Source organism: Mogibacterium kristiansenii, from assembly GCF_009695905.1.
Lineage (GTDB): Bacteria > Bacillota > Clostridia > Peptostreptococcales > Anaerovoracaceae > Mogibacterium_A > Mogibacterium_A kristiansenii.
In genome coordinates this window covers 107,654-125,365 of the sequence record NZ_VUNA01000005.1, presented here as the reverse complement: position 1 = coordinate 125,365, position 17,712 = coordinate 107,654, and the positions used below count along the sequence as shown (strand labels likewise).

Annotated in this window: 15 protein-coding genes; 1 reads left to right on the top strand and 14 read right to left on the bottom strand. The window is 52.4% G+C overall.

Annotated features, from left to right (window positions below):
- Positions 1-5: 5 nt before the first annotated feature.
- The 9 genes from panB to FYJ65_RS03860 form a co-directional block, all read right to left on the bottom strand.
- Positions 6-833, bottom strand: a complete 828-nt coding sequence (panB, locus tag FYJ65_RS03900; RefSeq protein WP_154554048.1) for a 3-methyl-2-oxobutanoate hydroxymethyltransferase — start codon at positions 831-833, stop codon at positions 6-8.
- Between the two features lie 339 nt (positions 834-1,172).
- Positions 1,173-2,180, bottom strand: a complete 1,008-nt coding sequence (gene hypE / locus FYJ65_RS03895) for a hydrogenase expression/formation protein HypE (protein ID WP_154554047.1) — start codon at positions 2,178-2,180, stop codon at positions 1,173-1,175.
- Between the two features lie 19 nt (positions 2,181-2,199).
- Entirely contained in the window at positions 2,200-3,282 is a 1,083-nt protein-coding gene (gene hypD, locus FYJ65_RS03890; protein ID WP_154554046.1) for a hydrogenase formation protein HypD, read from the bottom strand.
- Complete coding sequence (locus FYJ65_RS03885) at positions 3,282-3,488, bottom strand: HypC/HybG/HupF family hydrogenase formation chaperone (RefSeq protein ID WP_154554045.1); 207 nt, start codon at positions 3,486-3,488, stop codon at positions 3,282-3,284. Before FYJ65_RS03885 ends, hypD begins: the two co-directional genes overlap by 1 nt.
- Positions 3,479-5,815, bottom strand: coding sequence for a carbamoyltransferase HypF (hypF, locus tag FYJ65_RS03880; protein WP_154554044.1), 2,337 nt, complete (start codon positions 5,813-5,815; stop codon positions 3,479-3,481). The genes FYJ65_RS03885 and hypF overlap by 10 nt, the downstream gene beginning before the upstream one ends.
- Positions 5,812-6,900: a nitrogenase component 1 gene (locus FYJ65_RS03875; protein ID WP_154554043.1), complete on the bottom strand. Its 1,089-nt coding sequence runs from the start codon at positions 6,898-6,900 to the stop codon at positions 5,812-5,814. Before FYJ65_RS03875 ends, hypF begins: the two co-directional genes overlap by 4 nt.
- A gap of 12 nt (positions 6,901-6,912) precedes the next feature.
- Positions 6,913-8,241, bottom strand: a complete 1,329-nt coding sequence (locus FYJ65_RS03870; protein ID WP_154554042.1) for a nitrogenase component 1 — start codon at positions 8,239-8,241, stop codon at positions 6,913-6,915.
- Positions 8,241-9,020, bottom strand: coding sequence for a nitrogenase iron protein NifH (locus FYJ65_RS03865; RefSeq protein WP_154554041.1), 780 nt, complete (start codon positions 9,018-9,020; stop codon positions 8,241-8,243). The genes FYJ65_RS03870 and FYJ65_RS03865 overlap by 1 nt, the downstream gene beginning before the upstream one ends.
- A 245-nt stretch (positions 9,021-9,265) precedes the next feature.
- The gene (locus tag FYJ65_RS03860; protein WP_154554040.1) at positions 9,266-10,246 is read right to left on the bottom strand and encodes a DUF5688 family protein; all 981 of its coding nucleotides are present in this window, start codon (positions 10,244-10,246) and stop codon (positions 9,266-9,268) included.
- A 168-nt stretch (positions 10,247-10,414) separates the two neighbouring features.
- Here FYJ65_RS03860 and FYJ65_RS03855 point away from each other — a divergent pair, with 168 nt between their 5' ends.
- Positions 10,415-10,663 (top strand): TM1266 family iron-only hydrogenase system putative regulator, encoded by a 249-nt coding sequence (locus FYJ65_RS03855; RefSeq protein WP_154554039.1) that lies wholly within the window; start codon positions 10,415-10,417, stop codon positions 10,661-10,663.
- Positions 10,664-10,745: 82 nt separating this feature from the next.
- Here the strand turns inward: FYJ65_RS03855 and FYJ65_RS03850 are convergent, their stop codons facing one another.
- The 5 genes from FYJ65_RS03850 to FYJ65_RS03830 all read right to left on the bottom strand — a co-directional run bounded on the left by FYJ65_RS03850 (position 10,746) and on the right by FYJ65_RS03830 (position 17,688).
- Positions 10,746-12,056: a hypothetical protein gene (locus tag FYJ65_RS03850; RefSeq protein ID WP_154554038.1), complete on the bottom strand. Its 1,311-nt coding sequence runs from the start codon at positions 12,054-12,056 to the stop codon at positions 10,746-10,748.
- 147 nt (positions 12,057-12,203) lie between these two features.
- Positions 12,204-13,460 carry a hypothetical protein gene (locus FYJ65_RS03845; protein WP_154554037.1) on the bottom strand — a complete coding sequence of 419 codons (1,257 nt, stop codon included), beginning with the start codon at positions 13,458-13,460 and terminating at the stop codon, positions 12,204-12,206.
- The gene (locus FYJ65_RS03840; protein ID WP_154554036.1) at positions 13,447-14,754 is read right to left on the bottom strand and encodes a phenylacetate--CoA ligase family protein; all 1,308 of its coding nucleotides are present in this window, start codon (positions 14,752-14,754) and stop codon (positions 13,447-13,449) included. Before FYJ65_RS03840 ends, FYJ65_RS03845 begins: the two co-directional genes overlap by 14 nt.
- Before the next feature lie 13 nt (positions 14,755-14,767).
- A complete protein-coding gene (locus FYJ65_RS03835) occupies positions 14,768-16,000 on the bottom strand; it encodes an ATP-grasp domain-containing protein (RefSeq protein WP_154554035.1) in 1,233 nt (410 codons plus the stop codon).
- A gap of 125 nt (positions 16,001-16,125) precedes the next feature.
- The gene (locus tag FYJ65_RS03830) at positions 16,126-17,688 is read right to left on the bottom strand and encodes a L,D-transpeptidase family protein (protein WP_154554034.1); all 1,563 of its coding nucleotides are present in this window, start codon (positions 17,686-17,688) and stop codon (positions 16,126-16,128) included.
- Between the last annotated feature and the right edge of the window lie 24 nt (positions 17,689-17,712).

Here is a 17,712-nt window from a genome sequence, read left to right as displayed (position 1 = left end):
TTCTGCTAATATAATTTCTTCAGCTCTTCCTCGCTGCTCATCTCAAACTGATGACTCGCCTCCGGAAAACGTCCGCCTTTCACGTCCGCCGTGTACTCCCGGAACGCACTGCGCATCTCTTCCGCCAGCGCCGCATATCTTTTTACGAATTTCGGCTTGAAATCCTCGTTCATGCCCAGCATATCCTGATACACCAGAATCTGGCCGTCACAGCCCGCACCGGCACCGATTCCGATGGTTGGAATGTTCACTTCCCGACTGATTCGCTCCGCTACCGGCGCCGGAATGCACTCCAGCACCACGGCAAAAGCCCCGGCTTCTTCTACTTTACGGGCATCCTCAATCAATCGCTCCGCCTCTTCCCCGGTCTTTCCCTGCACCCGGTTTCCGCCGAGAGCATTTACCGACTGCGGGGTCAGCCCGATATGCGCCACCACCGGAATTCCCGCATGGCTCAGCGCCGCAATCTGCGGGCACACCGACGCGCCGCCTTCCAACTTCACCGCCTGGCATCCGGTCTCCTTGAGCGCCCGGCCGGCGTTCTCCAGCGCCTGCTCCACCGAAACCTGATACGACATGAACGGCATATCGAACACCACCAGGCTCTCCTTGCATCCCCGCACTACGCCCTGCGTCGCCGCAATCAGGTGATCCATGGTCACCGGCAGCGTGGAATCGTATCCCAGCATGGTATTTCCGTACGAATCCCCCACCAGAATTCCGTCCACCGTTCCGTCCATCAGCCGGGCGGTGGTGTAATCGTAGCAGGTCAGCATGGAAATTTTCTCCCCCTGTCGCTTCATCTTCCGAAAAGTCAATACGGTAGTCTTCATTACAAAAAATATCCTCCTTTTCCAGACTTCTCCTTTTCTCATAAAAAAAAGCATCCGCACCTCCCGGGACGTCCGACAATGCGTCGGATTCCGAAAAGCACGGATGGATTGTATTCATCATAAATGTACCCGAATACCCTGCGCCGCAAAATCGAAAACCTTGTCTTCCTTCGGATAGACCGATTCCTCTTTCACATATGCAAATGTACTCGCCTGTTATTCTTTACACAGTTTTTGAAAAGGTACAGCTTCCTATGAATACCGTCCATCTCGCTTATTGTACTCTTTTCCCATTCCGGTGTAAAGAATTGTTTTTTGGATTCCGGGCGTCCGCCGTTTCTAGCAGATTCTCGGAAGGAGTTCACCGCTCGGCGGCGGCAGCAGCGTTTCCGTTCCCAGCTCCGTTGCCATCACCACGTGACCGGTCATATGATCCGTCACCTCGCCGATGATGGCCGCACCAGTCGTATCCGGGCTTGCTTCCCGCAGAATGCGAACCGCATCCTCAGCCTTTTCCTTCGGAACGAAAATGACCAGGCGTCCTTCGCAGGCCAGGTACAGCGGTTCCAGGCCCAGCATACCGGTCACACCCCGGACTTCATCGCATACCGGCACGGATTCCGCATCCAGTCGGATGCCCACCTTGCTTTCATCCGCAATTTCATAGAGCACCGTGCCCACACCGCCCCGGGTAGCATCCCGGATTACGTGCACTTCCGGAATTTCCTGAATCAAATCCCGCACCGGATGCCACAGCGGTGCGCAGTCACTGGTCACCTCGGCTTCCATTCCGTAGCGGTCCCGCTCCAGCAGAATCGTGCATCCGTGTCGTCCCACATCGCCGGTAACGAGGATGGCATCTCCCGGACGGGCATACGCACCGGACAGTTCTGCCTTCGGCATGATTTCGCCCACACCGGTAGTGGTAATGAAGATTCCATCCACCTGTCCCTTACCGGCAACCTTCGTGTCTCCGGAGACAATCTGAACACCGACTTTCGCAGCGGTCTCCGCCATGCTCTTCACGATTTCTTCCAGGGTATCCATCGGGAATCCTTCCTCGATGACACAGGCGCAGGAAATATACAGCGGCTTCGCACCCATGCAGGCCAAGTCGTTCACGGTTCCGCAGATGCTCAGCTTTCCGATATTTCCGCCGGGGAAAAAGGCCGGAGAGACGATGAATCCGTCGGTGGACATGGCCATTCTTCCTGCCGGAGGCGTCAGCACCGCCGCATCGTCCGCGGTCAAATTCGGATTGTCGAAGTATTTCTTGAACAATCCGCCAATAAGTTCCGATGTCTGTTTTCCGCCGGCACCGTGCGCAAGTGTGATTTTGTCATTCATTGTATTCCACCTCGGTATCTTATTTCAGTTTCAGTGTATCACCGTATTTGTAGTATGCGGAGCAAGCGCCCTCACTGGACACCATGCAGGCGCCCACCGGATGCTCCGGCGTGCAGGCGTTTCCGTAGATTTTGCAGTCCATCGGGCGAATCAGGCCTCGCAGCACTTCACCGCAGCGACAGGCCGGACTGGCTTTGCCCTGAACCTTCGGCAATTGGAAGCGCACCCGGGCATCATATTTCGAAAATTCATCCCGCAGCTTCATGCCGGAGCCCGGAATAATTCCAAGTCCTCGCCATTCCGTGTCGCATGGTTCCATGTATTTGTCCACCAGCTTTCGGGCCGCCGGACTGCCCTCTTCCGTCACCACCGACGGATAGCAATTTTCCGCAAAAGATTCCCGCTCGCCGGCGCGAACCTCTTCCACTCGGCGAACCACCGTCGCCAGAGCGGTGACGATTTCGGAGGTGGTGAAGCCGGTTACCACGCCGGAAATCTGCCATTCTTTCGCAATTTTTCGGTACACCTCCATGCCCGTCATAGTGCTCACGTGACCCGGATAGAGGAAGGCATCGGCGCTTCCCTTCAGGGCCAGGTATGCCGGCTCCATGATTTTATTCGCCGTCAGCAGGGAGAAGTTCTCCACCTTCTCGGAAATTGCGTTCCGAAGGGCGATTACACTGCCCGGCGTGGTGGTTTCAAACCCCACGGAAAGGAAGCACACCTCTTCTTCCGGATGCGCCTTGGCATAATCCAAAGCATCCATCGGGGAGTAGACAATTTGCACCTCCGCCCCTTCGCTGTGGGCATCTGCCAGACTCTTCTTCGTTCCGGGAACCCGGATGAGGTCGCCGAACGTAAATATTTTTACCCCTTTCTCCAGGGCCAGCATCACCGCTTCGTCGATGTAGCCCACCGGGGTGACGCATACCGGACATCCCGGGCCGGAAATCAGCTCGATGGATTCCGGAAGCATCTGCCGAATCCCCAAGCGAAAAATCTCGTGGGTATGGGTTCCGCAGACCTCCATCACCCGGATTTTCGGGCCGTCGTAATTCCGTACAATCTCGGCAGCCTCCGCTGCCCCCTTGCTTAAAGCCATTATAACGCCTCCATCACTTCCGATGCTTCCTCGCTGTCATCTCCCGTAACGCGGGCGATAGCGATTCCTGCATGAACCATTACGTAATCTCCCGGCGCCAGATCTTCAATCAGCTCCGAGGAAATTTTTCTCCGAACACCCGAATTGTCGATGACGGCCATTCCGTTCTCCACATCGGAAACCCTTGCTTTAATTCCTACACACATCTCGAATCCTCCTTTTCCAGCTTTCGCGCACCGTACACCGCCTGTCCCAAAGCAATTCCGCCGTCGTTGGGCGGAACCAGGGAATGGGTCAGCACCCGAAAACCGTCATGTTCTAATTTATTTCGGCACAGCTCCAGGAGCAGGGTGTTCTGAAATACCCCGCCGGTAAGGGCTGCGGTTGAAATGCCGTTTTCTCGTCGAATGTGCCGGCAGCCTTCCAGAACCATCTGAGAAAGCACCTCGTGGAACATACGAGCCAGCGCGCCCACATCCTTCCCGGACAGCCTGCCCCGAGCAATCTCCCGCACCAGGCGAACCGTCTCCAGATAAAAGAAATCTTCTTTTTCCGAAATCAACGGTCCGTCATAGATCTCCGGCGCCTCTGCCTGTTCCGCCGCGAACTGCAGCTGCATGGACATCTCCCCTTCAAAGGAATTCCGCTCCTTGCATCCCAGGATGGCACTGACTCCGTCGAACAGCCGGCCGGCACTGGTGGATTCCACCACGTTCACCCGATTGCCCAGCATGAACCGAATCGCCGCCCGCTCCTTCGGGCTTCCCAGATTCAGCTGCTCCGCCGCATCCGGTTCCAGCATCGCCGCCGCAATGCGCCAGCCTTCCTTCGATGCCAGGTCCCCGCCGGCATGCAGGAAGGGTTGAATGCTTCCCTTTCGCCGGAAGCCGTCGTAATCCGAGAGCAGGAACTCGCCGCCCCAGATGGTGCCGTCCGTTCCGAACCCGGTGCCGTCAAAGGAGACGCCGATCACCGGCGAATCCCATTCGTTCTCCGCCATGCAGGAAAGCACGTGAGCGTAGTGATGCTGCACCTCCATGCAGGGAATGCCCTTCTCCTCCGCCAGCTTCCGGGCCACCTCGCCCGTGTTGTATTTCGGGTGTAGGTCGCACACCACTGCCTCCGGCGTAATTTCCAGCAGCCGTTCCAGCCGCTCTTCCGCCAGCTCCAAAGCCTCCACGCTGCGCACGTCCGCCATATCGCCGATGTACGGGGACATGTAGTTCATATCCCCCCGCAGAAGCCCGAAGGTATTCTTCAGCTCCCCGCCGATGCCCAGCACCGAATGGTGATATTCCTGCGGCAGTACCGTCGGCATGGGCGCATAACCTCTGGACCGGCGAATCATATAGGGTTTATTCCGGTAAAAAGACATTACCGAGTCATCCGCACGAATCCGAATTTTCCTGGGATTGGACAGAATTTCATCGCACATGGGCGCCAGATATTTCTCCGCTTCCGCATCCGTCATGCAAATCGGTGCGCCGGAAGGATTTCCGCTGGTCATCACCAGCACCTCCGGCATCGCCGGCTCCTGCGAGTTTTCCTCCTCCGGATACCGGAACAGAAGCATGTGCACCGGCGTGTACGGAAGCATCACCCCGATATTTGGATTTCCCGGTGCCAGCGCCTCGCTCAGAACGGAAGCGCCCGCCTCGTGAGTTTTCTTTTTCGCCAGAAGCAAGATGGGTTTCTGCGGTCCCGTCATCAGTTCTTCGGCACCCTCCGGCACCTCGCACTCCCGGCGCACCGTCTCCATATCCCGCATCATCACCGCAAAAGGCTTGAACGGCCGATTCTTCAGCCTCCGAAGCCGCCCCACCGCCTCGTCATTGCTTCCGTCGCAGCAGAGATGAAAACCGCCGATACCTTTAATGGCCACGATGCCGCCCCGGCGGATAAGGTTCCGCACCTGAATCAGGGCATCCTTCCCCGTTTCCGGTCCTTTCAGCAGGTACAGTTCCGGTCCGCAGTCGTTGCAGCAGATTGGCTGAGCGTGATATCTCCGGGACCGAATATCCGTATACTCCCGGTTACAGTCCTCGCACATGGGGAATTCCCCCATACTGGTGCGAACCCGGTCGTAGGGCATGGAATCCAGAATCGTCAGCCGCGGTCCGCAGGCCGTGCAGTTGATAAAAGGATGTAGGTACCGCCGATTTGTCGGGTCGAAAAGCTCCCGTTCGCAGTCCGGACAAGTGGCGATGTCCGGTGAAACGAACACCATTCCCTCTTCCTTCGCACTTTCGATAATCTCAAAATCTTCCGATCCCGGCGGATAATCCGACTCTTCCGGCACCGTCGTTTTGATCTTTAGAATCGCAGACCGAGCCGGCGCTTCCTTCGGAATTGCCTCCAGGAATTCCGAAAGCCGCTCTCCTCTCGCGTAGATTTCCACGTAGCTTCCCCGGTTGCAGACGGTTCCGGTAATCCGGAACCGAAGGGCTAATTTTCGGATAAAAGGACGAAATCCCACACCTTGGACGATTCCGTAGATGCGGATTCGCATCCGGTTTTCCGCTTCCTTTATCATCTTCTATGCCCCGCTTTCTTCCAATAATCTCGGGAGGTTTCCACGGAATGGAGTTCTCCGGACACCGGATAATGGGGAAGATCCAGATAGGTTCCCTGCCATCCCGGAAGGGCCCGCTTCAGAAGGGGATCTCCCAGAACCGTATCGACAGCGCTATCTCGCACCAGCTTCAGCAAATCGGATTCTTCGTCCAGATGCCGGTCTCCCTCTTCCTTCAGGGTTCCGTCTATCCGGAACCAACCGGCCACGGTAACCTTCGCATCCGGCTTCCGTTCCCGAATCCATTTCCGGATTTCATTGGCGAAAATCTGTTGATGCACGATCAGTATATGGGAACCCAGCTCCGGAAGGATTCGTTCCGTGAATTCCCTTCGGCTTTCCGCCTCCACCGGATATCCGGTTTCGTATGGCATGCCGTATTCTCTTTTTAGCATTCGGGCGATCTTCAAACCGGAAGGAGATACCACCAGATTTCTCTCGGCAGAAAGCGCTTTTCGCACATCCTCCAAGGTGTCGCCCATTCCGTACACCACGCCGCCCGGAACCAACCGGCGGAATTCCGCTCCGCTGTCCACCGCGGTGGTGTCTAACGGGGTTGCCCCCAGAATGCCCACGCGATTCTCTTTCTCGGTCACCGACTCGTCCAAAAACTCCCGGAAGAGCCATTGGTAGGCCTTCTCCTGACCCTTATCGTACAGCTCGATGCCGTTGGTCTCCACCGGAAGAACCGGAATTCCCGCATCCTTCTCCAGAAGCCGCTTCAGCGCCCGATAATCCGTAGCGATGGTGGCCGGAACCGGCGTTCCGATGAGTCCGATAAAGGTGGCATCCATATCCTGCAAGGCCTGTCGAATCTTTCGAATCAGCAGCTCATCCCGTCCAAGAATCGCATCCAGATCTCGAAGGCCCGCACTGAAAATGGCGCTCTTGGCACCGCCCCACCGGGGTTCGTCATATCCGCACACGTTGCCCACGCAGCCGCCGGCATCCATGATAATCAGCATCCCGCCGTACCCGAACAGCACCGAGGCCGCTCCGGACTGATCCGGGGAAAAAGGTGAAATATATTTACGAAGTCCTTTCATTTCCGGATCCTCCTATTCCTTCGTCTCGTTCATCTTAGCGTCGTCTGCCGCTGCCCGCTTCCAGGTTTCCGCCACCTCATTGGCGAAATTTTTCAGTCCGCGGTAACCGAAAGGCTGAATCTCATCGTTCCATTTCACGTTCACGGATTTCGGATAGTAGAATGCCGCATCCGTACCGATGGAGATGTCCACGTCCTGATCCCCATCGTAATTCATCATGGTTGGGGAAAGGGTGGAATATATTCGAAGATCCGGATTGTATTCCCCGATTTCCCGAATATATGGATAATCCTCTTCCGTAATCGCCGCGAAGACGGATTTTACTTCAAATCCCATTTTCAGAAGTGCCAGTGCCATCTCCAGCGGATTGCCGTTTACCACCTGGCCCACCACAAAGGATTTTCCTTTGCAGACTTCCTGCAGTTCCTGCACCGCCTGCTCCGCTTCCCGGTGGTATTCCTCCAGCCGGAATTCCGTCCCCAAAGCGGCGGCGAACAGCTCGTACTGGCGGCGAATTCGGTCAATCTGGTAGAGCCGAGTCAACTCCGCGTACGGCATTCCCAGCCGTTCTTCCAGTGCGAAAGCCGCCTTCCGGGATTCCGGATTGAGAATCAAGTTAAAGTTGGACGCACCCAGTTCCCGGTATTCCTCCAGGGTCTCACATCGACCCACTTCCAGCACTCGGTCCAGCCCAATCTGCCTCAACAAATCGTACAGCTCGCAGTCATCCGCAAGGTGGGTGAAGAATCCCAGCAGGTTCACCTGATTTATCTTCCGTTCTTCCTTCTCCAGAAGGGAATAGATGCTTTCCCGCACCGCCACCATCGGCGGATTCTTTCCCTCTCGCGTCAACGCATACATATAGGTCGGCACCACGCGCACTTCACCGTTCAGCGCCTCCTCTGCCTTTCGACAGACTCTCTCCAAATCCGTTCCCAGCAGGGCGTCCACGCAGGTGATGCACAGCACTACCACCTTCGGCTTCGTCTCGCACACTTCCAGAATTTCTCCAATGGCTTCGGGAATCTCCGACAGATGTCTTCCGGTGACGATGTCCGATTCATCCATCTGGAGAAAAAACATCCGATGGCTGTATCCGCCTTCGTCCGCCAGAATCGTGGTATTTCGTCCGCAGCAAGCCGGCGCAATCAGAAGCATGATGGACTCCGGAATCACCAAGCCGGCCCGCTTCACTCCGAATCCCTGGGCGCCCGGAGAGTTGTAGGACAAGGTGGCCGGTGAGCTGTATATCAAATGCTCTCCGGACTGTAGTTCCCCGGGAATCCGAAGTTCCGTTGATTTCAGAAGTTCTTCTATTGTGATATAGTAGGCATTTTTCATTATTGCACCTGCGCATCTTTCTGTTCTTTTTCGTGTTCCTTCAACAGGAAGTCCGCCAGTTCAAAGAATTTTCCGCTAATCTCGGAATCCGGAAGTCCCTGAACCACCGTCATCCCCTCTTCTTCGCATTCGATGATTTCATCGGATCTCGGAATATCGCCTACAATAGGAATCCCCGCATTCCGAGCGAATTCTCCCACCTTTTCCTCTTCTCTCGGAACATTTCGATGGTTGAATACGATTCCTTTTACCGAAGCATATCCCCGATCCGCAAAATTATCCACAGCCGTGCGAATGTTGTTCGCTGCGTAGAGGGCCATTTTCTCGCCGGAAGTGACGATGAGAATATCTTCCGCATATCCCTCTCGAATCGGCACCGCAAAACCGCCGCACACCACATCGCCCAGCACGTCGTACAGCACGATGTCCGGCTGAAACTTCCGGAAAATTCGAAGGTCGTCGATCAGGTTAAAGGTAGCGATAATCCCCCGTCCCGCACAGCCGATGCCCGGCGTCGGACCGCCGGTCTCGATGCACTGCACGCCGCCGAATCCGGTGCGCACGATATCGTCGATTTCCGGCTCACGGTCGTGATCCCGAAGAAAGTTCATCACCGGTTCCAGGGGTTCTCCCCCCAGCAGGTTGATGGTGGAATCCGCTTTCGGATCGCAGCCAATCTGCAGGACCTTCTTGCCCCGCATGGCAAATGCCGCCGCCAGATTGGCCGTTACTGTGGATTTACCGATTCCGCCTTTTCCGTATATTGCAATTTTAATCATACCTCTGCTCCAAACTACATAAAAAATGGACTTCCTCCGAGAAGAAGTCCATCCGATACGGGTCTCCACGAGCCCTTTATATACTGTATCCGGCACTTCTTCCCGCTTGGTGTTCCTTACGGTCAGTAAGTTCTCTGTGCCTTTATTCTAGCACACCCCGGACAGTATTCAAAGCGTTAAGTTTACCACAGATTTCGGCATATTTTTATCACAGATTCCATCGTTCTTTCACCGCCTTTTCCCGCTTAACACCACATGGTCTCACAGAATTCCGTGCCGCACATGCCGCTGTACTCAGAGCAAGAAAGGAGCAATCCCAGGTGCCGGTCGTAGACGTAAATGGTATCCGACAGGATGTCGTCTTCGGAGACCACCTCCCGGTTTCCGCTCTCCAGCATCGCCTGCAGTTCCTCTTCGGAATACTTATCGCTTTCCGGTAGAATAATGAATTCATGCACGGAGCTTGGAATTGCGTAGAAATTGCCCCCGGCCATCTCGGCAATTTTTTCCGCAACGCCGGGATAGAACAATGCCACCGCACCCAACTGAAATCGATTGGTGGTGAGGATGTACATGGAATCGTCGTTCATCGCGTAACCTTCTTTTTCCAGCAAATTCTCCCCTTCCGCATTGCCATCGGAGAAGGTCATCAGCATCGGCGGATAGTATTCTTCGGACAGCATCAGCGCTTCGTCAATCAATTCGTCCGGCTGATACTCCATCTCCTTCATCATCGGGTTGGTAATCCGGCACTGCCAGGAATCCATGTCTTCCACAATAATCTCCACGCTGGCGAACATGGTAATGCCCGGCACCACATCCCGGCACGGCACATCCTCCAGATATTTCTCATTTCGTTGCTTGCTCACCACCCGTGCGGACAACTTCACTCCAAAATCCTTCTTTGGGATCCCGTCCATGCCGTTCACCGGCGGCGGCATCATAATCGCCCCCATCGCATTCCAGGCAAGGGATCTGGATATCGATTCGATGCTGTCTCCATGCTTGTACTCTTCATAAAAAATATCCACGTTCAGCGCCGGAAGGGCATACACGCCCGGCCGTTCCAGCACGATGGCGTAGTGGGTGTAATCGTTGGTCTTCACGAATTCCCGAATGGCAGCGTGCACTTCCATCGTCAGATTCTCCTCGAAATACCGGTTCAGTTCCTGCGCCATCGTCTCCGCAAACTGCTTCTTGCTCATTTTTTCCTTTTTTCTTTTCATTTCATACCTCCTAAATAATCAGCATTGCTTCTGACTCCATTATGGCAGAAAAAAAATTCCCCTTCAGTACACATCGTTCGAGAAAAATCGAGAAATTTGTTCAATTTGCACAGAAAAAAGAAACCCTTTGTGATACAATTCAAGAAGATTCAACAGGAGGAAGGAACAATGGAAAACACACGGGTAGCCATTCTCGGCATCATCATTTCCGACATGGATTCTGTCGAACCGGTAAACGCGCTGCTGCACGAAAACAGTCCCTATATCATCGGACGAATGGGACTTCCCTACCGGGAAAGGGGAATCAATATCATCAGCATCGTCCTGGATGCACCCCAGCAGATCATCAGCACCCTGTCTGGCCGAATCGGGCGTCTCAGCGGAATCAGCTGCAAGGTGACCTATTCCAGAGAGTAAGATGCGAAAAGAGGGACAACACGCCGTGTCGTCCCTCTTCTGTTGTTCGTGGGAGATTCATCTCCATTCTGCTCATTCCAAATTAGGCAATCCGCCGAATGATTACCCCGATGCGATAGCTCGCCTTGTACGTGTTCTCGTGAACCACCTTATTAGCCACACTCGTCGGTCCCACGGAGAAGAAATAGTACTTTCCGTTTTTCGTATGCTTGTACACCATGGTGTGGTATCCGTTCTGCCAGCCCACGATATCCCCCGGCTTTAAGTATCCCTTCTTCACGCAATCCGCCAAGGACATGTTCAGATTGGTCTGCACCAGGTAATTCGGCGACTTGATGAAATAATTCTTCGGAATCTTCTGGTCGTAAATCTTTCCGTATCCCAGGTAAAAACAGAATCCGGAAGGCTCAAAACCCGCATCCTGCAAGGACCAGGAAATATAGGTAGCGCAATTCACCTTCTTGGCCGCCAGACCTTTTTTGTAAGTCGTTCCGCCGCCGCTCGTATTGTACTTCAGATTGTTTGTCTCAATTAAATTCGCCATCTTGAGCAGCGAATTGTACCACGCAGTAAGAGTGGACTTCGGCATCTGCGCCGTCATCGGTTTCTTATTGCTCTGAAGCACCGTCGCATTCACCGATGGATTGGTTTTCGGCGGTGTGACTATATTCTCTGTATCCGGCTTTGTCTCGTTACCTTTATTATCCGTCTGAGTTCCGGAACTTCCGTTGTCGGAGGGTTTTGCCGGGCTGCTGCCGTTGTCACGATCCGGCTCGATTCGCACGGTCTCCGTCAGATTCAAATCCTTGGAGCTGACGAAGTAGAATTTCTTGCCGTAACGGAAACGATACCACAGGGTCTTGGACCCCTTCGCCTTGGTTTCCAGACACAAGGAGAGTGTGGTTCCCTTCTTCAAGGTTCCCTTCTTCCGCATCTTGTAGCCGGCTCCGTAACGGTATGTCAGGTTTCGCTTCGCTTTTACCTTCCGATACTGATACCGCACGTGATCTACCTGATTCACCGGTACATATCCCTTCACACTGCCGCATTTAATGTAGAACCACCGCTGCTTTCTGGAATATTTCTTGGTAGTGGTGAATGTCATGTGTCCCATGATAATCTTCTTGTTGTTCGGAAGTCGGGCCACCTTCTTGGAACGAGAAGAGGCACTTTTCCGCACCACAGCGCCCGTCCGGCGATTAATCTGTCCGGAAGCCGGCTTTGTGGTAATCTTTACCGTCTTTACCTGCGAATCTTCTGCGCCGTAGCTCACCGGTGCAAACGCCGGTCCCAGCATGCTGATAACGATCAGGGCAATGCCAAACCACCGCAGGAGCTGCCGCACCCCGGTCTGCATTCCCCGGGATTCTCCCCCACATGTTTTTTCTTCCATTTGGTTTCTGTCCTTTCTGAATATGTATAAAGAGCGCCAAAATAAAATTATTTGTTAACTTAACCGATAAATTTATTTTAGCATATTAAAAGGCGTTGTCAAGACAACGCCTTCTAATTTCATTATTCCGTTTCTTAATGGCAAATGTTATATCATATACCGTCCGCCATGACCGATATGGTTCAGGTACACCAGCTGGGATCCCATATGGAGAACCAAGAGCCCGATGCCGACGACACCGTAGGCGATTTTCAGATTCTTCTTTCCCTTGCAGAATTCCGGATCGTACAGGTTCTCGATGAACTTTGCCATGCTGATGACGAACATCAGATATACCGCAACCTTCTTTCCCCAGGCAAAATTACCGTGAGTCGCTCTCGGACCGCTTTCCGAAAAGGTAAAGTGTTCCGCATATCCCCACAGCACCGTCAGCCAGCCAACCGCGTATTCCGGTTTCTTTAACGACTTCAGGTTAAAAGCAAGTACGAACAGCGGAAACGCCAGTCCGGCAATAATGCTCAGCGTAATGGAGAAATCCTGATTGAAGTAGGCCCGCCCCAGATCTATGACCACCTTGGAGGCTTCTTTCCCCGCTTCCACGGAGGCCTGCTGAGTATCCTTTCCGAACAGGGTCTGATTCAGCATTAGGAAGTAAATGCAGGACGGAAGCATGGTAAGCCCCATAATCACTACTTGTCGGAAGCGGTACGCCTTGGATACGATTAAGCAATCCCTTATCTCCGATATATCGACGGTACGGAATACATCCGCCAGCAGTACCATCGCTGCCGCCGGGAAGAAGGCCATGATAAAGCTTGGTTTCGCCCAGGCGGACAGCAAAAAAGTCACCGCCAGAAGAATCCAGGATTTCATGGAAATCCCCTCCATGTAGTTCTCGTATACCTTATAGAAAACCAACAGTGCAAAGATGGAGAAGACCGTTACCATAATCTGAGTCGGATTCTGCCATGCATATTTGCTCTGGGTCTTTGCATAGAAATACGGCATGAACTTCGGGATGTAAATCGGTCCGGTGTACAACGCCACCAGGGAAAGCACTTCTGCCGGAATCCGGGTCTTGGTGATTCCTTTCGTGAAGAATCGTATCAAAAGGTAGTTCCCTACCACCGTAAAGAACACCAGCAAGCCGATTACCGCGGCGATGCCCCAAGGGCTGGCAGTCACCTTGTCCATGTATTTCACCAGAAATCCAATCATCCGATAGGTATACTGGTCGCGTCGGGCAATGTTCAGGTGAAGTGCCATATCCGAAAAATATTTTCCGTTATACAGAATACTCTGCCGATATGCCAGCAGAGTTTCCATCGCAAATGTCAGCGCCAGACAGATGCCGAACACGATATCTGCCGGACGCTGCAGCCGTTCTAATTTATTTTTTTCCATTCTCGTCCACCTTGCATACAATCATTCGCAGTTTGCCGTTGCTGTCCGGCGGAATGGAGTTGGACCATTCGAAGTCGATATCCATATGATGTTTGAACTTTTTGTTCAATGCCTCATCCAATTCTTTTTCGATCTGTTCCAATGTCTTCAGGGATTCCTTGCTCTGGACGCACTGAACCACGATATGGGTGTAGGAATCCTGCACGAAACGAATCTGAACCACGTCCTCGCAATGAGCGATGATCGGGGCAATTTCAAAGAAGGTGGTCACCTCACCGGTGTCGTAGCGGAAGAAGTCGTTCATTCGTCCCTGAAGACTGGTAACGTAACGAACGCCGTCCCGCACTTCGGAAATGGCCTTATCGCCGATCTTATAGTTAATCAGCGGAATATCCGTCTTGAACAGCGGGGTGATTACCACAGAACCCGCATCGGCCAGCCGATCGTTTTCGTCATAAATATTGATTACATACGCATCGTAGTGAATGATGTGCTCCGGGCTGTCGAAAAGCTTCAGCATGCAGGAACCGGTTTCGGCGCTGCCGTACGCATCGATAATGCCATCTCCCAGAATCTCCTTGAATAGCTTTCTGGCTGCCGGATCCGTCATCTCGCCGGAGGCGCAGAAGAATTTCGGCTGCCAAATATCGCTGTGATTCTCCTTGCAGTACAGACAGAGACGCATCAATTCCGTCTTGTTCATGTACAGGAAATCCGGTTTGTATTCGTTCACCTGCTTAATCATATCCTCTTCCGGTGCATACTGATTCAGAAAACCTCTTCGGAGGATGCCGAATTTCTGCAGGAACGTATCCGCACCGGCGGAAGTACTGTGAGCACTCTTTCGGCTCATGGTCTTTCCGCGGAACGGGTTGTATCCCGCCATACGCATTACTCGGAACCAGTCCGCCATCATGAACGCCTTCTCCTTTGGAGAATACAGGAGCATCAGCGGCTTTCCGGAAGAACCGCTGGTGGTGTCATGGAACCAATCCTTGTATTTCGGCTTTTCCGCTTCCTCGTTCATCCAAGCGCGAAGCTCATCCTTGGTGAGAGGCGGCAGCTTCACCAAATCCTCCGCAGTACGAATATCCTCCGGCTTCACGCCGGCTCTGTCGAAACGCTCCCGATAGAATGGAATCTGATATGCCTTTTTCATGAGCTTGTGAAGACGCTTCTCCTGAATCTTCTTCAGGCGAATGTAGTCATCTCCCTTCGGATACTTTCTGTTCAGTTTCATCAGGTCAAAGAACAGAAATACGTTTACCATTTTTTTCTGCAACTTATCCAGCATTTAATTTTTCCTCCTATTTCCACACCAGGTCGCGGGTTGTGCCATCCGATTCGCATTCCACATGCAGAATATCCCGGATATGTGCGACTCTCTCCTGCCATTGCTTCTCCGACTCCGCCTCCACAATCAGGGCCAGCCGATTGGTCTTGTTCAGCTTCTCCACCGGAACTTCCATTCCGATGTGTAAATTATCCAATTGATTGCGGTGGACATACGGCAGTGCTTTCACTTCTTCCAAACCCGAGACGCTCTTCACTGTTCCAAAGGGCACGTAGAAGGCCTTGTATCCGGAATACTTCCCGGTAGATCTCGATTGCGGCATTTCTTGAAGTTGTCCCAAAGCGATGTCTACCAGGAACTTCTCCACATTGATACCGGTTTCCAACGAAATTAAATCCGATGAAATGTACACGCCACCGCCTCTGGCCGCCGTCTCCAGCAGATAGATTTCGTCGCCGTCCATGATAAATTCGCTGTGCGTCAGTCCCTGCTTCAGCCCAAAGGCTTCGATGATTTCCCGGTTTCGTTCCAGCACGCGCCGCACTGTCTCTGGATTCCGTACCGACGGTGTGCGGCGGCTTTCCGCTGCGTAAGCGTTCTCAATATCAAAGTAATGGGTATCTCCGATAATCAGATTCCGGAACGTTCCGCCAAAAGCCATCCCTTCTACGAAGAATTCCATTCCCGTGGCCATCTTTTCGACGATTACTTCTCCGTTGGAAGAAAAACCGGCACTCTCGTCAAAATACTTTCGGATATCCTCCTCCGAATCGCAAGAATAGATTCCCCGGCTTCCCTGGGAGTCCAGCGGTTTGATGATGACCGTCGTTCCCTCCAATTCTCGCCAAAAGGACACCGCATCTTCCACGGAAGTTACCGTGCGGTTTGGGAGACACGGAATTCCTGCTTCCTCCATCACGTCTCGCATCCTCGCCTTGTCGGTAAAAAGAAGTCCCGTCTCGTAACTGATTCCCGGTAGTCCCATCTGTTCCGCCACGTAAGCCACGGTGCGAACGGAGATGTCCGTTTGATCCGTAATGATTCCGTCAATTTTCTGTTCTCGGCAGAAGTTCAGCGCTGCATCCTGATCTCTTACATCGATGAGACAGCGCTCCTTGATGTAGGGTTCAAATGCTTTGCCTATTACCGGTGCAATCAGCACCACGTCGTTTTCTTTTGACGCCTCCTGAACCAATGGAAGCTGGAAATCACCGGCTCCCACGATTGCAATCTTTTTTCTTCTCATTATTCCAATTCTTTCTTTTTTTTAATGTCACTGGGTTTATTGTATCACATTTTGGAAAAGGCGAACACAGCGAAATCGCATAGGACGATGTCCTATGCGATTATTAAATTCTTTATGCAATTCAACTAATAACTGACTACTCGGGTCTTAGTCGGAACATGCTTATAAATCCACTTTGCCTCACCGGTGAACATTCTGGCACAGCCCTTGGTGTTCGGCTTATCTTTTACCGGCTTCAGCATCTTATGAGTTCCTTCTCTCCAACATACCGTATGGAATGCGTTTCCTCTTCCGGAAGATCCCTTCTTTCCAAATGCGGACAGATACTTGTAGTAATATCTCAGTCCCTTATTGGTAACACGATGGCGATCGTATTGCTTGCGAACTAGGATATAGTTCATATTGGTCGGTGTCGGATGCGCAAACGTACCGGACGAACAGCGATAAGTCTTCTTGAGAACCCACTTACTGTGCTTATTGGCTCTTTTGAACACGTACACCTTCTGGGTGTATTTACTGAGCCAAATCAGGTAATTAGTTGAACTCTTGAACTTCTTCTTGTTCACGTAGTTCTCCTTTACGCTTCTGCTCCAGTCATTGGACTTTCCGGCAACGTGATTTTTCAGCTTAACGGATCTAAAGCTTACCCAGCCCTTTTTCTTCAGGTTCTTGTCATCAAAATACACCCGCTTTACTACGCCGTACTGCGGAACCACCTTTGGGCTCTTCTTCTTAATTACTACGGTCTTTCCCTTTGGAAGGTACCCGATTACCTTCTTGCTCTTTGCGGATTTGTAAATCGGAATGCGCTTCTTTGCAGTAGCGGTAAACCAGTAATTCCGTACCGGAATTGCAAGATAATTTCCTGCAGTCACCTTTCCGCTCTTCACGAAGTCCGATGCAGCTGCATCCGTAGTATTCGCCGCCTGAACCCAGTAGTAATAGGATCCACCCTTTCTCCGTTCGGAGAAGGAGTTGCCGGTCACCGTCTTAATCGGCTTGCTCGGGCGAGTGGCCTTTGTATTCCGATACACGTAGTATCGATTTGCACCATCCACCTTGTCCCAAGTTACTTTAATTAAATTGTCCTTCTTAGCGCAAGTTGCCTTCAAGTCGGTGACTTTTTCCGGGAAATTTACCGTGTACATCTCCTTAGATTCGAGAATGACCTCTTTACCTTCCGCCTCTGCCTGAACACAGTACTGATGTTCGTCTTCAACGGTAATCGTCGTAGACTTATCCTTTGCAACATTCTTCGCAATCACCTTATTTGCAGTCTTGTCGTACACGTCGAATGCACTGAAAGTATATCCTGCCTTTGCATCCAAAACTGCAGAAACCAATACCTGCTTTTCGCCGGAGATATTCAAATAAAAGCTCTTGCTTACCGCAGAAACTTTCATATCAAAGTCTTCGGTTTGAATAACCTTAGCGGCTTCCACAGCGCCGGTACTTTCATCTTCTTTTGACGGCTCCGATGCTGTATTCTTCGAGTCATCCGCAGAAGGTACATCTGCATTCGTAGTATCATCCTTTATCGTTTCACTGGCTTCAGATGTGTTGTTCGCTACCTGTGTATCCACATCCGCAAATGCGATTGCACCTTCCAGCAACGTACCCAAACACATTATCAACGTTAACAGTAAGGCTACGTACGCTACGGCTTTCTTTCCGTTCTTTTTAAACATACATCTTTCCTTTCCTATTGAATA

Excerpts from the sequence above, each read along its gene's own strand:
- FYJ65_RS03830 (WP_154554034.1), bottom strand. The coding sequence starts at position 17,688 with ATGTTTAAAAAGAACGGAAAGAAAGCCGTAGCGTACGTAGCCTTACTG.
- FYJ65_RS03845 (WP_154554037.1), bottom strand. The coding sequence starts at position 13,460 with ATGGAAAAAAATAAATTAGAACGGCTGCAGCGTCCGGCAGATATCGTG.
- FYJ65_RS03835 (WP_154554035.1), bottom strand. The coding sequence starts at position 16,000 with ATGAGAAGAAAAAAGATTGCAATCGTGGGAGCCGGTGATTTCCAGCTT.
- FYJ65_RS03855 (WP_154554039.1), top strand. The coding sequence starts at position 10,415 with ATGGAAAACACACGGGTAGCCATTCTCGGCATCATCATTTCCGACATG.
- FYJ65_RS03840 (WP_154554036.1), bottom strand. The coding sequence starts at position 14,754 with ATGCTGGATAAGTTGCAGAAAAAAATGGTAAACGTATTTCTGTTCTTT.
- FYJ65_RS03860 (WP_154554040.1), bottom strand. The coding sequence starts at position 10,246 with ATGAAAAGAAAAAAGGAAAAAATGAGCAAGAAGCAGTTTGCGGAGACG.
- FYJ65_RS03865 (WP_154554041.1), bottom strand. The coding sequence starts at position 9,020 with ATGATTAAAATTGCAATATACGGAAAAGGCGGAATCGGTAAATCCACA.
- hypF (WP_154554044.1), bottom strand. The coding sequence starts at position 5,815 with ATGATAAAGGAAGCGGAAAACCGGATGCGAATCCGCATCTACGGAATC.
- hypE (WP_154554047.1), bottom strand. The coding sequence starts at position 2,180 with ATGAATGACAAAATCACACTTGCGCACGGTGCCGGCGGAAAACAGACA.
- FYJ65_RS03870 (WP_154554042.1), bottom strand. The coding sequence starts at position 8,241 with ATGAAAAATGCCTACTATATCACAATAGAAGAACTTCTGAAATCAACG.
- FYJ65_RS03850 (WP_154554038.1), bottom strand. The coding sequence starts at position 12,056 with ATGGAAGAAAAAACATGTGGGGGAGAATCCCGGGGAATGCAGACCGGG.
- FYJ65_RS03875 (WP_154554043.1), bottom strand. The coding sequence starts at position 6,900 with ATGAAAGGACTTCGTAAATATATTTCACCTTTTTCCCCGGATCAGTCC.
- panB (WP_154554048.1), bottom strand. The coding sequence starts at position 833 with ATGAAGACTACCGTATTGACTTTTCGGAAGATGAAGCGACAGGGGGAG.
- FYJ65_RS03885 (WP_154554045.1), bottom strand. The coding sequence starts at position 3,488 with ATGTGTGTAGGAATTAAAGCAAGGGTTTCCGATGTGGAGAACGGAATG.
- hypD (WP_154554046.1), bottom strand. The coding sequence starts at position 3,282 with ATGGCTTTAAGCAAGGGGGCAGCGGAGGCTGCCGAGATTGTACGGAAT.